At 71.3% G+C, this 14,115-nt stretch carries 11 protein-coding genes; 8 read left to right on the forward strand and 3 right to left on the reverse strand.

Annotated elements, in window-relative coordinates:
- Window positions 1-358 precede the first annotated feature (358 nt).
- The 5 genes from VK501_RS08700 (at window position 359) to VK501_RS08720 (ending at window position 5,851) form a co-directional block, all read left to right on the forward strand.
- Entirely contained in the window at window positions 359-1,225 is an 867-nt protein-coding gene (locus VK501_RS08700) for a hypothetical protein (RefSeq protein ID WP_324336686.1), read from the forward strand.
- A gap of 3 nt (window positions 1,226-1,228) precedes the next feature.
- Window positions 1,229-2,722 carry an MOP flippase family protein gene (locus VK501_RS08705; RefSeq protein ID WP_324336688.1) on the forward strand — a complete coding sequence of 498 codons (1,494 nt, stop codon included), beginning with the start codon at window positions 1,229-1,231 and terminating at the stop codon, window positions 2,720-2,722.
- A gap of 78 nt (window positions 2,723-2,800) precedes the next feature.
- Window positions 2,801-3,868: an IS630 family transposase gene (locus VK501_RS08710; RefSeq protein ID WP_324336690.1), complete on the forward strand. Its 1,068-nt coding sequence runs from the start codon at window positions 2,801-2,803 to the stop codon at window positions 3,866-3,868.
- Window positions 3,869-3,973: 105 nt separating this feature from the next.
- Window positions 3,974-4,819, forward strand: a complete 846-nt coding sequence (locus tag VK501_RS08715) for an FkbM family methyltransferase (RefSeq protein WP_324336692.1) — start codon at window positions 3,974-3,976, stop codon at window positions 4,817-4,819.
- Window positions 4,820-4,897: 78 nt separating this feature from the next.
- Complete coding sequence (locus tag VK501_RS08720) at window positions 4,898-5,851, forward strand: glycosyltransferase family 2 protein (protein WP_324336693.1); 954 nt, start codon at window positions 4,898-4,900, stop codon at window positions 5,849-5,851.
- Between the two features lie 379 nt (window positions 5,852-6,230).
- Here VK501_RS08720 and VK501_RS08725 read toward each other — a convergent pair whose 3' ends face one another.
- Window positions 6,231-7,622 carry a glycosyltransferase gene (locus VK501_RS08725; RefSeq protein WP_324336695.1) on the reverse strand — a complete coding sequence of 464 codons (1,392 nt, stop codon included), beginning with the start codon at window positions 7,620-7,622 and terminating at the stop codon, window positions 6,231-6,233.
- A 130-nt stretch (window positions 7,623-7,752) separates the two neighbouring features.
- Between VK501_RS08725 and VK501_RS08730 the strand changes: the two genes are divergently transcribed.
- Window positions 7,753-9,294 (forward strand): O-antigen ligase family protein, encoded by a 1,542-nt coding sequence (locus tag VK501_RS08730; protein ID WP_324336697.1) that lies wholly within the window; start codon window positions 7,753-7,755, stop codon window positions 9,292-9,294.
- A gap of 222 nt (window positions 9,295-9,516) precedes the next feature.
- A complete protein-coding gene (locus tag VK501_RS08735; RefSeq protein ID WP_324336699.1) occupies window positions 9,517-11,166 on the forward strand; it encodes a right-handed parallel beta-helix repeat-containing protein in 1,650 nt (549 codons plus the stop codon).
- 20 nt (window positions 11,167-11,186) lie between these two features.
- Here the strand turns inward: VK501_RS08735 and VK501_RS08740 are convergent, their stop codons facing one another.
- Window positions 11,187-12,059: a glycosyltransferase family A protein gene (locus VK501_RS08740; protein WP_324336702.1), complete on the reverse strand. Its 873-nt coding sequence runs from the start codon at window positions 12,057-12,059 to the stop codon at window positions 11,187-11,189.
- Window positions 12,056-12,952 (reverse strand): glycosyltransferase family 2 protein, encoded by an 897-nt coding sequence (locus VK501_RS08745; protein ID WP_324336704.1) that lies wholly within the window; start codon window positions 12,950-12,952, stop codon window positions 12,056-12,058. Before VK501_RS08745 ends, VK501_RS08740 begins: the two co-directional genes overlap by 4 nt.
- A gap of 87 nt (window positions 12,953-13,039) precedes the next feature.
- On the opposite strand from VK501_RS08745, the gene VK501_RS08750 reads away from it, so the two are divergent.
- Complete coding sequence (locus VK501_RS08750; RefSeq protein WP_324336706.1) at window positions 13,040-14,092, forward strand: hypothetical protein; 1,053 nt, start codon at window positions 13,040-13,042, stop codon at window positions 14,090-14,092.
- Window positions 14,093-14,115 lie beyond the last annotated feature (23 nt).

Genomic DNA, 14,115 nt, shown 5'->3' on the forward strand with positions numbered 1-14,115 from the left:
CCCACCGAGACGGTCTGAACCGGCCCCCGCGCACACGCCCACGACTCCGACCTACTCACACACCCGCGACAAGACGGCCAACCGGCCGATCACGCCGCCCACCCCGCCCACGCGCGATCAAACGGTGGATCGAGGCTTAGATCTTTCCCTCGCGACGCGGAGTTCGCTGCCACAGCCGACCGGGCTCCCGACCTCCACGCCCGCCGGCGGGAGGGCCGGCGGCTGCATCCTGACGACCAGGTCGCCGGCCGCCCTGAACGAACTCGCGTCGGCAGGTACTAGCACTAGCCGATCGACCAGCGACACCCGACCAGGGCGTGACCACACTGTTCCCGATGCCTCAGACCCCTCTTCGCCCATGAACCTCGTCCGCCACTTCGAGGTCCTCAAGCGAGGCCGGGCGATTCTTGCCCTCGGCCTGCTGGTCGCCATCACGCTCGCCGTGCTGGCCACATGGCGCGTGTCCTTCAACGGGGGACCGAAGCTCACGTACCGCAAGGCCGAGGTGTGGGCGGCGTCGACGAAGCTGTTGATCACCCAGCCTGGTTTCCCGTGGGGCCGCAGCGTCCTGCCGGGCAGCATCACGGCGCCCGACGCGTCGACCGCCGACGGCTCCGGCGTGCCGACGGACGACAAGGGCCGGCGACTGCAGTTCGCCGACCCAAGCCGGCTGGCCTACCTGGCGTGGATCTACTCGCACTTCCTCATGGGCGACGAGGTGCGCACGATGCTCAGCTTCAAGCCGGAAGGGATGGACATCCAGGCCTCGCCACTGACCGCAGGCGGCAACATGAGCGCCTCCGCGCTGCCGATTATCGGCCTGACGACGCGCGCGACGAGCGCGTCCGACGTCCAGCGCCTCAACGACGGCGTGCGCCTGGCCCTCGAGGACTACCTGACCCAGCAGCAGCGCCGCAGCGGGACGCCCACGACCGACCGCGTCGTGGTCAGCGTCGTCGACCGACCCGGCCCCATGCTGGAGAAGGGGCACTCGATCAACCTCGGCATCGTGGCCTTCCTCCTGGTCATGTCCGCGACCGTCGGGGTGCTCTATCTGCTCGAGAACCTCCGCCTCCAGCGCCGGCAGGCGCCCCCCGAGGAGATCTGGGGCGACTCCGAGGCGACGCTCGCCGGCGAGCGTCGCATCAACGCCCAGCAGGAGTTCGCCGACGCGCGGCTTCACGCGGGTGGGCCCGCGCTCGGCGAGCAGCGTTCTGTCCGCTAGGCGATGAGCGGCTCGACGAGCCTCCGCGGCCAGGTTTTCCGGGGCCTGGCCTGGAAGGTCCTGTCGCAGATCGTCGGCCAGGGGAGCCGGCTCGTCGTCGCGGTGGTGCTGGCGCGCATGCTCGCGCCGCGCGACTTCGGGCTGGCCGCGATGGTGCTCGTCTTCTCGAGCCTCGTCATGGTCTTCTCCGACCTGGCGCTCGGTGCAGCGCTCGTGCAACGCAAAAAGCTCACCGAGCAGGACCGCGCCACAGCGTTCTGGACGAGCGTCTGCGCGGGCGTGACGTTCACGCTGCTCGGGATGGCGGTCGCCGCCCCGCTGGCGAGCTTCTACGGCGAGTCCACGGTCCGCGGGCTCGTGATGGCGCTGTCGACGACGTTCCTGATCGCGTCGATGGCCACGACGCACGAGGCGCTGCTGGTGCGCGAGATGCAGTTCCGTGCGGTCGAGCTGCGCAAGATGTTCGGATTGCTTGCTGGCGCCGCGGCCGGCGTCGTGACGGCGGCGCAGGGTGGCGGGGCGTGGGCGATCATCGCCCAGCAGGTCGTCACCGCGCTCGTCACGACGATCCTCATCGTTCAGTGCTCACCGTGGCGGCCGAGCCTGCATTTCTCGCGCAGGTCGCTGCGCGACCTGGGCAGCTTCAGCGGCTTCGTCATGGGCCACCGGCTCCTGTACTACCTCCACCGCAACGCGGACAACCTGCTCATCGGCCGTTTCGTCGGGGCGGCCGCCCTGGGTGTCTACGCGTTGGCCTACAACGTGATGCTGATACCGTTCAGCCGCATCGCCGGGCCTGTCCAGCAGGTCATGTTCCCCGCCTTCTCGCGACTGCAGGACCAGCCGGAGCGGATCGCGGACCTGTGGATCCGCGCGACGCGGATCGTCGGGGCGATCTCGGTGCCGGCTCTGTGCGGCCTCGTGGTCGTGGCGCCCGACTTCGTGCCGGTGGTGTTCGGCGACCGCTGGAAGGAGGCGGTGCCGCTGATCCAGACGCTGGCGTGGGTCGGCCTGCTTCAGTCGCTGCAGACGTTGAACACCGAGATCCTCCAGGCGCGCGACCGGACGTCGACGATCTTCCGGTTCTCGGTGACATTCTTCATCGCCCACGTGACCTCGTTCGTCATCGGCCTGCACTGGGGCGTGGAGGGTGTCGCCGCGGCGTACGCCATCTCCAGCACGCTCGTCGAGCCGGTGTTCACGTGGCTGACGGCGCGGTCGCTGGGGATCTCGGTGTGGCGGCTCCCGCAGGCGCTCGCCGGGATCGTCCTATCGTCGGTGCTGATGGGCGGGGTCGTGTACGTGCTGCGCTCCGGGCTCGTCGACGCAGGGGTGGGCCAGCTGCCACGGTTCCTGCTCTGCGCGACGGTCGGCGTGGTGGTCTACCTGCCGCTGTGCGCGCTGCTGCAGCCCGAGCTGCGGGGTGAGGCCCGCTGGCTGCGCAGCCTGGTCGAGCGCCGGCGTGGTCGCGCGCTGACGGCCGAAGCCACCGCCTAGTGGGTCGGCCATAAACGTTTGACCGGAAACTCGCCGCGGGCGGCGAATTGGGATCCATCACGACCGATGGAGGTAGCGATGCGTCCCGCGGAGGTGTTTGTCCGTGCGCTCTCGCTCGAGGAGGGCGCGCGGTTGAAACAGATCTCCAAGAAGGCCAAGTACCAGTCCAAGCGTCAGCGGGCGATGATCGTGCTGGCGTCATCGACGGGCATGTCGGCGCCGCAGATCGCGGCGTTGGTACGTACCGACGAGTCGCACGTGCGCAAGGTCATCCACGCGTTCAACGACCAGGGGTTCGAGTCGCTGGACCCTGACTATCGGGGCGGGCGTCCCAAGAAGACGACGCCCGAGCAGCGCGACCAGATCGTCGCGGTCGCGCGCGCCCGCCCCGACACCCAAGGCGTCGCGCTGACACGCTGGTCGCTGACCAAACTGGCCGAGCACCTGGCCGGCCTGGGCATCGAGCTGTGTGAGGAGGCGTTGCGCCAGACGCTGCGCACGGCCGGCCTGAGCCATCAGCGCACCAGGTCGTGGAAATGGAGCCCCGATCCGGACTTCGCCGAGAAGGCCCGACGCGTCCTGGGGCTCTACAGAGCCAAACCCAAGGACGGGGTGGTCGTCTGCTTTGACGAGATGGGCCCGATCTCGTTGATCCCGCATCACGGCTCGGGCTGGGCCAAGGCGAAGCGGCCCGAGCGGATGCGCGCGACCTACTCCAAGAACAACGGCGTGCGCTACCTGTTCGGCGCCTACGACGTCCACGCCGACCGGCTGCACGGACGCCTTCGCGCGCACAAGAACGCCGGCGAGGTGCTCGCGTTCTACCAGCAGATCCGGATGCGCTACAGGCCCAGGCTCAGGCTCTATCTGGTTGCCGACAACCTCTCCACCCACAAGACCCCCGCGATCCGCGAGTGGGCCGAGGACACGAACACCGAGCTGGTGTTCACACCGACCTACGCCAGCTTTTTGAACCGCATCGAGTGCCACTTCTGGGGCATCGGCGAGTTCGTCATCAACAACGCCGACCACCCCAACTGGAACATCCTGGCCAAAGCGATGGCCGACCACATCCGCTACCGCAACGGACCCCACCGCGACCAACGCCTCATCGCCGCCGAACGCAAACTCCTCATCGCCGCCTGACGGCCATTACCGGTCAAACGTTTCTGGCCGACCCACTAGTAGGCCACCGTCCGGTCTGCTCGTTCGTCCAGCCCATCGGGCCCATAGGTGGCGTACGCTGCAGCGATGGCCCTCGTGGATCCCGGCGAGCTTGCGCGACGCGCGATCAACCAGTCCGGGACGCTGCGCAGGATCGTCAAGAGCGGTCAGGTCCAGCACCTGATCCAGACCGAGCGGGCGGCGCGTGCGCTGCAGCCCGTGGGGCGCTTCCTCGCCGGTCAGCAGCGGCGCGACGGAGTGGGGGCATACACCCTGCGGGCGACAGGCACCCGCGTCCACCTCCGCCACGGCACGCGCGACGTGCACATCTTCAACGAGATCTTCGGCAGTGCCGCGGCGGCCTACGAGCCACCGGCCGAAGCGGAGCTCCGGCTGCGCGGCCCCATCCGCGTCGCCGACGTGGGCGCCAACGTCGGGCTGTTCGGCGTCTACGCGGCCGGCCGTTGGGACGTGCAGACCCTGCATTCCTTCGAGCCCGATCCGTCGAACCTCGAGCTACTGGCGGCAACGGTGGCGTCACATCCGCTCGGTGACCGCTGGACGGTGTCGCCGGTGGCCGTCTCCAACTGCGTCGGCAGCATGCCCTTCGTCGCCGGCCGGTTCTCGGAGTCACGCCGGGCGACCAGCGAGGAGGACAGCATCGACGTCCCAATGGTCGACTTTTTCGACGCGGTCGGCAGTGTCGACCTGCTCAAGATCGACATCGAGGGCGGCGAGTGGCGGATCCTCGACGATCCGCGATTCGCCGCCCTCGATGCGGCGGTCGTGGTCATGGAGTGGCACACGGTCGGGTCGTCGCACGCCGATCCTCACGCCGCGGCGCGCGCGGCGCTGACCGACGCTGGTCTGGTGCAGCAGCATGAAACCCCGGCCCCGCACGGCTCCAACGGCGTCATCTGGGCCTGGCGTTGAGGCGCCGGGTCTAGCAGGCCTGATAGCTAGTCGGCCGGTTAGGTGTCCCCTCGAACGTCGCGGTTACCGTTTCGCGAGATGCCTACAGCGCCCGCCGTCTCCGTCGTCGTCGCCACGCACAACCGGGCCGACCGGCTCCAGACGCTGCTCGACGCGCTCGCCGCGCAGACGCTGGCGGTCAAGCGATTCGAGGTGGTGGTGGTCGACGATGGCTCGCGCGACGAGACGCCCGACGTGCTCCGCCGCGCCGAGGCCCGCGAGGACCTGCGAGTGCGGGTGCTGACCCAGCCGCAGGCCGGCGGCCCGGCCGCGGCGCGCAACCGCGGTTGGCGGGCGGCGGAGGCGCCGGTGATCGCGTTCACCGACGACGACTGCCGGCCCACGCCGCGCTGGCTGCAGACGCTGCTGACCGCGGCCACCGCCCGCGAGGACCAGGTCGTGCAGGGCCGCACGGAGCCCGACCCGCTGGAGTGCGAGGCGCTGGGCCCGTTCGCCAAGACCCTGAGAATCGACGGCATGACCCCGCACTTTGAGACCTGCAACATCGCCTACCCGCGCGCGATCCTCGAGACGGTCGGCGGCTTCAACGAGCAATACCCACGCTACGGTGAGGACTCTGACCTCGGCTGGCGTGTAAAGGACACAGGCGCCACCGTCGTCTTTGCGCACGACGCGATCGTCTACCACGCCGTCTTCCCAATCGGCAGGGCCGGGACGCTGAAGGCGGCGCTCATCGCCACGCATGATGTCCGCTGCTACAAGGAGAACCTGGGGCTGCGCCAGTGGCTTGTCGGCGGCGTGTTCTACAAGCGCTCCCACGCCCTCATGCTTGAGGCTGCCCTCGGCCTCTGGCTGGCGCGTCGAGCCCCGGCCGCGGCGCTCTTCGCGTTTCCATACCTCTCCAACGTCGCATCACGCACGAGGATGCGGCACGGCGCAAGGAGGGACATACCCTTCTTCGTCCTCTGGGACGCGGTCGAGCTGGCCGCCACCGTGCGCGGTGCGGTGCGGCATCGGTTGCCGGTGATCTGAGAGTACGCGGGGCGGGCAGGGCCGTTCGGCGCTCGTCGCGCGCCCGCAAAGTGGGTGGGATTCGAAGTAATCGACGGCGAGCGAGCCGCTGGCCCGCTTGCGCTCCCACGGCAACGCGTGGTCTACGCGATTAGTGTCCCCGAAGTGCCTCCGAGGGCAGTCGCGCGACAAGGATGCACGCCGGCGGGCAGTCCGTGCTGCGGACCGGGTGTGGACCGCCCACCTCGCGAACGCATGACCGCTCGCGGCAGACCCCATGCACCACGCCTCGCTCCGTCCGTCGATGACTCCGGACCACGCCGCGCACCCACGGTGGCACGCAACGATCGGAGCTCCGAGACGAAGCGCCCCGGGGCCGGAAGCGACCGCACTCCGCCCCCTACGCGGGCGGGCGGGCAGCCGGTGGCACCGCCGCCGTGGCCCGCTCCGAGCCCAGCACCTCGTCGAGCACGCCCGAGATCCGACCCACCAAGCGCCAGCGCTCCAGGCCGCGCAGCTCGGGCGAGTCGACGCCTTGGGCGACCTGCTCGACCCGCCCGCGCTGGATCGCAGCGCGGATCGCCTCGGACAGCGCGCCGACGTCGGACGGTCGGCACACCGTGGCGTGGTCCAGCCCTGCCAGCAGGTCGCGCACGTCGCCGTCCGGGACCGCGGCGAGGATCGGGCGCTCCGCCGCCAGGTACTCGAAGGTCTTGTACGGGATCAGCCCGGCGCGGCGGCCGGGGGGCAGCTCGTGCATGGGGAGGAAGAGTAGGTCGGCCGAGCACATGAGCCCGACGGTGGCGGGGTGGTCGAGCCGCCCGAGCTGATGCACGTAGTCGCGCTCGCCGACTGCGGCCCGGTCGGCTGCGGTCAGGTCGCCGGCCAGCTGCAGCTCGACGCGGCCCCGCAGCGCCGGGCTCTCGGCGATCACCCGGTCGAGCGCCTCCATCAGATAGACGTGGGATCGCGTGAGGATGTCGACGTCGACCGACGTGCCGCCCAACAGCCGGCGCACCGGCAGCGAGCGGCGGTGGCGCCGCCCGAGGTCGGTGTGCATCGAGCCCGTGTGCACGATCCGAAACGGCGCATCGACCCCTGCGGCCGCGCGCGGCGGCCCGGCGAACGCCTCGCTCTCGAAGCCGATCTCGATGCTCGCCACCCGATCGGCCGCCGGCCGCGGCAGCACGCGGCGCATGTGCACGGCCGCCTCGGGCGCGCACATCACGACCGCCGACGCGCTCGCCAGCCCTCCGCGCATGCGGTGCAGGTCGATCCACTGGTGGACCGCCGTCGGCTGGACGCGCATCTCGTCCAGCGCCCACGGGTCCTCGAGGTCGGCCACCCACGGCTTGCCGAGCTCCGCGGCCAGGCGCGCGCCGGCCCACGCCGTCTCGTAGGGCGCGCAGGAGACGTAGATGAGGTCGGCGTCGGCGCCGACCTCGAGGCCGAGGCGCACCACCTCGTCGGTCCACCAGCGCACGCGCGGCGTGGTACGCGCCAGCCAGCGGCCGGCGCGGCGCGTGAGCGGCCCCTCGACCGGCTCGGGCCCGGGCACGCGGTGGATCTCGGTGCCCGCCGGCAGCGTGGCTAGGAGCCCCGGGTCCTCGGGGCTCCACCGGTCGGTCCCTGCGCCGGGACCCGTGATCACGCGCACCTGATATCCGGCGGTGGGCAGGTGGCGAACCGTGCCCAGGGAGCGATGCACGCCCGCGCCGCCCAGCGGCGGGAAGAACCGCGCGATCAGCAGGACGCGGCGAACGGGGTCATGCGTGAGGGCCTCGGGCTCCACGGACGCCGGAGGCTACTTGTCCGCTCGCGAGGCCCCGAGCGGGGAACCTCGACCATCGGCCAGGACGCTCGACGCCCCGCCCAACACAATGGAGGAATGCCGATCGAGCAGCAGCGGAGCGGACGCTAGCGTGGGCTCTGCGCTCGCGGTTCCCGCCCCGCCCGGGCTCCGCAAGGAGCGCGTAGTCAAGGCCTGGGCGGCCCTGGCGGCGCTGCTGGCCATCGGCGCCGGCCTCGCGGGCTTCAACCCGCTGCTGCTGGCCATCCCACTGGCCGTCGGGATCGTGTTCACCGCCGTGCAGTCCTGGCTGCTGCAGTGGCGCGTGCTCCTCGCGTTCCTGTTTCTGGTCATCCTGCTCGTCCCGATGAAGCGCTACGCGCTGCTGCCGGGCGCGCTGCCGTTCAAGATCGAGCCCTATCGGCTGCTGATCGCCGGCATCACCGTCGCCTGGCTGCTGTCGATCCTGGTCGAGCCGCGGATGCGGATCCGCAAGACCGGCCTGTCCGTGCCTCTGCTGGGCTTCTTCGCCGCGACGCTCATGTCCGAGGCCGTCAACGTCGGCCGCATCGGCTACCTGGGCGTCGGCAGCGAGGTCGTCAAGGGGATCACGTTCCTGACGAGCTTCGTCGTCGTCGTCTACGTGGTGTCGAGCCTGGTGACGCGGCGCCGCGACCTCGAGATGCTCGTGCGCGTGCTCGTCGTCGGCGGGACGTTCGTCGCGCTGGCGGCGATCGTCGAGTCGCGCACCGGCATCAACATCTTCGACAAGCTCCACAAGGTCTTCCCGCCGCTGAAGCTTGAGCAGCCCGTCGTGCTCAACGCGAGCGACGAGGGCGGCCGCGGCGGGCGCCTGCGCGTCTTCGCGTCGGCCGAGCACCCGATCGCGCTGAGCGCGGCGCTGGCGATGCTCGTGCCGCTGGCGATTTACCTGGCCAAGCGCGATGGACGCTGGCAGTGGTGGCTCGCGGCCGGCGCGATGGCGGTGGCCGTCGTCTCGACCGTGTCGCGCACTGGCATCGTGATGCTGATGGCGATCTTCGTCGTCTACCTCTGCGTCCAGCCCGCGGCGACCCGGCGGGCGCTTCCGCTGCTGCTGCCGATGCTGATCGCGATGCACGTGGCCGTGCCGGGCGCGATCGGCGGCCTGAAGAGCTCGTTCTTCCCCCAGGGCGGCCTGGTCGCCCAGCAGCAATACGGGGCGGGGACGCGCGGCAGCGGACGCCTCGCCGACCTCGGGCCGGGCCTCGCGGAGTGGCGCAACAGGCCGTGGTTCGGTCAGGGCTACTCGACGCGCATCACCGACATCGACAACCCGCACTACAACGCGCCGATCCTCGACAACCAGTGGCTCGGCTTGCTGCTGGAGATCGGGATCGTCGGCGCCGGCCTGCTGATGTGGCTGTTCTGCCGCGTGATCCGGAGGCTGAGCCGCTTCGCCCGGCGCGACCCGACCGCGCACGGCTGGCTGCTCGCCGGCCTCGCCGCGTCGCTGACCGGCTACGTGGTCGGGATGTTCACCTATGACGCCTTCAACTTCACGCAGGTGACGTTCCTGGCGTTCATCCTCGTCGGCCTCGCGGTCGCGGCGCTCAGCCCCGATCCGGTACGGGACCCCCACGACGCCGAGGCGGCCGCGCCGGCCCGCGTCGCGGTCCCCGTTCCAGTTCGCTGACCACCCGCCCGGCGCATGCTTCATGTCGGCGGCCGCGCTGCCGATCACCCGAGAGCGGAGCAGGCTGAGGGTTCGCCGACTTGACGACGAGGTAGACTTGCGCCCGTCGCCGGGTGGGGTCCAGTCCCCGGCGCCAGGTAGGGGACTCGGGAGGCCGGCGTCGAATGTGGACGTGCGGTCACTGTTTGCCGTCTTCGTTCCGTCGCTCAAGGAGCATCATCTGTGCGGACTGCTGCCCGTCTGATCCTCTCCGTGCTCGCGCTGGGCGCCGGCCTCTGCCTGCCCCCCGCGGCGGGCGCGGCGGTGTACCTGTCGCCGGCGGGCAACGACGTTGCGCCCTGCCTAGCGGGGTCTCCCTGCAGGACCTTCGATCGCGCTTACCGGGTCGCAGCGCCCGGCGACGAGGTCGTGCTCGCGGCCGGCAGCTACGGCGACGTGGACCTGGCGAACCTGCCGGGCAAGGCGTCAGCCGCCAAGGTCGTGTTCCACCCGGCGCAGGGCGCCACGGTGAAGCTCGGGTACCTCAAGGTCGCCAACAGCAGCAACGTCGAGGTCCGCGACGTCGAGACTGACGGCTGGGGCGTCACGCGCGGCTCGGCCCACGTGGTCCTGCGCAACGTCACGGTGTTCGACGAGCGCGACGGCGGCTACTTCTCGGGCGCCGACGACGTGCAGGTCATCGGCGGCGAGATCGGGCGCATCGACCCGGGCGACGGCATCCACTTCAACAACGGCTACGGCACGAACACGAACATCACCATCGATGGGTTGTTCATGCACGACCTGACGCGCAACGTGGACCCGGCGGCCCACACCGATTGCGTGCAGACCGGCGACATCACGGGCCTCGTCATCCGCAACTCGCGGTTCGTCAACTGCGCCACGCAGGGCGTGTTCCTCAACCCCTACAACGGCGGGGCGACGAGGAACATCACCATCGAGAACAACTGGTTCGGCCCGGCGCAGCTGGGCTACAACAGCCTCTACATCGGCGATGCGCATGACGTGGTCGTCCGCAACAACAGCTTCCGCCAGAACATGTACATCTCGCCGACGGCGAGCGGCGTATCGATGGTCAATAACATCCTCGGCGGGATGGACGCCCACGGCTGCGCGAGCAACGCCTCCAACGCCACAGTGTTCGACTACAACCAGTCAGCAGCCGGGTGCAGCGGCGCGACGCACCACACCGTCAGCGCGGGTGTGCTGTCTCAGTACGTCAGCTCCAACGCGTCACCGGCCACGGCGCTCGACCTGCACCTCAAGGGGAGCGCGACCGCAATCGACAAGGGCAGCCCCTCCAACTTCGCGCCTACCGACTTCGACGGCAACGGCCGGCCGGCGGGCAAGGCGCCCGACATCGGCGCCCACGAGTACGGCGCTGGTCCGGTCATCCCGCCTGGCGGTGATGGCGGTGGCTTGACCGGCGGCGGCTTGACCGGCGGCGGCACGCCGCCCGGCAACAGCTCGGTGGTGCCGGGCAGGCCCGGCCTGGCTGAGGTGCTGCAGACTCTGCCCGTCGCCACGGCCGCGGCGGTGTCGCGTCTGGCCGCTCCCCGGACCGGAAGCAAGGCGCCGTTGACGGTCGCGGGTTTCGAGCAGGGCACGATCTGCCGGCGCGCGACGCAGTCCTGCCGGCGGACGAGCACCCGACTGCGTGTGGTACTGGCCAGCGCGACGGTGCTCACGGCCCGCTTCCGCCAGATCCGCCCCGGGCAGCGCGCCGCGGTGGTGGGCACGGTCAAGCTCAAGGGCCGCAAGGGCTCCAACATCTTCCGCATCCGCAGCCGTGGGCTGGGCCGCGCACGCTACCGCGTGGTCATCACCGCGCCCAACGGCGCGCGCGTGGACCTGCCCTTGCGCGTGCGCTGACGCCCGGCTGCCCACCCGGCCTATGGGTTCGCGCCGCGCGTGAGCAGCACGCGCAGGCGCTGCTGTTCGCGCAGGTGACGCACGGCCCCGGCCTCCGGGCAGCGCGGCGTGCGCCGGAGAGCGGCCGAGGCGTAGCCCCAGACCATCGCGAGGGCGACCGGGTCGCGGCGCGTGCCGTACAGCGCGCGCAGCAGCAGGTAGCTCGGCCGGTAGCCCATGTACCACGAGGCCGAGCCAAGCACGGCGCTGGCCCGCAGGCGGTCGCGCTCACGGCCGCCAGTCGGCCGGTGGTGGCGGAATCCGAAGTCGTTGAAAATCGCGGTGCGGTATCCCATCAGCGAGGCCTGGACCTCGTCGAGCCCGTCCCAGCCCATCTTCGGCTCGAGCTTGAGCGCCTCCTCATAGCACGCCCACCGATACGCGCGGGAGGCCCCGCGCGGATGGGTGCCCGCGACCTTCTGGCGGACCCACTCGCCGTCCTCGAGCTCGTAGCAGCAGCCGCCGGCGATGCCCAGGTCGGGCTGCTCGGCAAAGCGCCGCATGAGCGTCGCGAAGTAGTCGGGGTCGAACGACGTGTCGGCGTCGACCTTGACGAGCACGTCGACCGCCGTCGGCAGCGCCGCGGCCCCGCGGCGGAACGCCAGCAGGTCGCGGCCCTCGCGCCGGCCCTCGGTGAGCTGGCCGTCGGTGGCCGGCTCGGGCATGCACACGACGATCCAGTCGTGCTCGGCGGCGAACTTCGCGCCGAGGTCGTCGGTGCCGTCGTCGGAGCCGTCGTCGACGATCACCCAGTGGGCGGGCAGCAGCATCTGGGCGGTCAGCGACTCGGCCAGGCGGCCGAGGTTGGCGCGCTCGTTGCGCGCCGGGGTCACGACGGCATAGGTGAGGCTCATGAGGCTCCTGTGGCGGGACGGGTGACGGCGCGCAGGGCGGCGAGGTGGCCGCGGCGCTGCGCGGGCCGATGCAGCTTGGCGAGGGCGTGGACGGCCTCGCCGAGGCCGACGGCGAGCGCCTCGAGCGCCGCGGCGAGGCGGCCGCGGCGCTTGCGGGCGTAGGCCACGCGGCTGGCGGCCAGGACGGGGCGGAGGCCGCTGCGGTCGCCCGACGCGCCGCCGACGTGGCGCGCGCGCGCCGCGGGCTCGAAGCGGACACGATGGCCGGCGTCCCAGACGCGGCGGCAGATGTCGGTGTCCTCGCAGTAGAGGAAGAAGCGCTCGTCCATGCCGCCGAGCTCGGTGAGCACCGAACGGCGGATCAACAGGCACGCACCCGAGACCCAGTCCGGCGTGCCGGGCGTGGCGTAGGCGGCCGGGTCGTGGATCAGCTCGTCCAGGCGCGGCAGTAGCCGGTGCACGAACAGCGCCTGGGCCAGGGTCGAGGGCAGCGTCGGGAAGCGGCGCTGACTGGGGGCGGGGGAGCCGTCGTCCTCGACGATCACCGGCCCGGCGACCGCGGCGGAGGGATCGGCCTCCAGCGCGCCGATCAGCCGCTGGAGGTCCTCCGGCGCCAGGCGTGCGTCGGGGTTGAGCAGGAGCACGTAGGGCGCGTCGCCAGCGGCTGCGCCGATGTTGCAGCCGAAGGAGAACCCGCCGTTGCGCCCCGAGTGGACGACCGTGGCCTCGAGATCGGCGACCGTGTCGGTCGCGTCGTCGGGGGAGGCGTTGTCGACCACGATCACGCGCACGCCCGGGGCGCCCGCCAGCGGCGCCACGCAGTCGCGCAGTGTCGGGCGGCTGTTGTAACTCACGACGACGACGTCGACGAGCAGGGGGAACGGCGCGGTCATGCCCCTGGAACTGTTGCGCAGGGCGGGCCGGGCCGTCCTGGCCACTCGGGTAGGCCGGCTCCCGGAGCTCGGCTCTACGTTCTCGCTGTGACCCCGCGCGCCCGGCTCACCGTGCTGTTGCTGGGCGGCTCGGTGCTCGCGGGCTGCGCCGGCCTCGGTAGCTCGCGCACCGACGATCCGCTCTACCTCTCGCCGGCCGGCCGGGACTCCGCCCAGTGCACGCGCGAGCACCCGTGCCGCACGCTCAACGGCGCGCTGCGCCGCGCGGCGGCCGGCGGCGAGATCCGCCTGCTGTCGGGCCGCTACCCCGACCAGGATGTCAACGCCACGCCGGGCGGCGGCGACCCGATCCTCGTGCGAGGCGCCGACGGCGCGCATGTGCGCGTGGGCGTGCTGACGATCACGGGGCAGGGCCTCGAGCTGCGCGGCCTGCGGCTGGCCGGGTGGCACGCGGTGCAGGGCGCCGAGCGGCTCACCTTCCGCGATGTCCATACGAGTTGGTTCTTCGTCGACAGCGTCTCGGACCTGCGCATCCTCGGCGGCACCGTCGGGCCCGCCGACTCGGTCGACTCCCAGATCCGCGCCACCGACACGCGGGGCGCGCCGGTCCCGCGCAACATCCTCATCGACGGCGTGACGTTCCGGGACTTCACCGCGCGCAAAAACCCGGCGGTGCACGTCGAGTGCCTGCAGTTCGGCGCGGGCGAGCACGTCGTCGTGCGGCGCAGCACCTTCCGCAACTGCGCCACACATGCGGTCTTTGTGAGGTCCTGGGGCGGGACCGCGAGGGTCCGCGACTTCACGTTCGAGAACAACCGCTTCGGGCTGGTCCCCGGCGGCTACTACTCGCTGCGGGTCGTCAACAGCGAGCCCGGGACGATCAGCCACATCATGGTCCGCGACAACTCGGCCACGACCACGATGCAGGTCGACGACGGCATCCCGGGCGTGAGCTTCGTCGGCAACCTCGCGCCGCGTGCCCCGTGGCAGTGCTTCGCCGACCAGCGCTACCGGGGCAACGTTTGGTCGGCCGTTCGCTGCGGCGCCACCGACCGCCAAGTGGGAGAGCGCGTTGTGGCCGTGGCGGCGCGCGACCACCACCGGCGCACGGGCGCCCGCGGCCTCGCGGCGCGCGGCTGATGGGCGCCGAACCTGGCCATCCG

The sequence above is a fragment of the Baekduia sp. genome (assembly GCF_035318805.1).
Taxonomy (GTDB): Bacteria; Actinomycetota; Thermoleophilia; order Solirubrobacterales; family Solirubrobacteraceae; genus Baekduia.

Bases quoted from the DNA above. Each gene is read 5' to 3' on its own strand.
- VK501_RS08715 (WP_324336692.1), top strand. From the start codon at position 3,974: ATGGCCCTCGTGGATCCCGGCGAGCTTGCGCGACGCGCGATCAACCAG.
- VK501_RS08740 (WP_324336702.1), bottom strand. From the start codon at position 12,059: ATGAGCCTCACCTATGCCGTCGTGACCCCGGCGCGCAACGAGCGCGCC.
- VK501_RS08720 (WP_324336693.1), top strand. From the start codon at position 4,898: ATGCCTACAGCGCCCGCCGTCTCCGTCGTCGTCGCCACGCACAACCGG.
- VK501_RS08705 (WP_324336688.1), top strand. From the start codon at position 1,229: ATGAGCGGCTCGACGAGCCTCCGCGGCCAGGTTTTCCGGGGCCTGGCC.
- VK501_RS08745 (WP_324336704.1), bottom strand. From the start codon at position 12,952: ATGACCGCGCCGTTCCCCCTGCTCGTCGACGTCGTCGTCGTGAGTTAC.
- VK501_RS08700 (WP_324336686.1), top strand. From the start codon at position 359: ATGAACCTCGTCCGCCACTTCGAGGTCCTCAAGCGAGGCCGGGCGATT.
- VK501_RS08710 (WP_324336690.1), top strand. From the start codon at position 2,801: ATGCGTCCCGCGGAGGTGTTTGTCCGTGCGCTCTCGCTCGAGGAGGGC.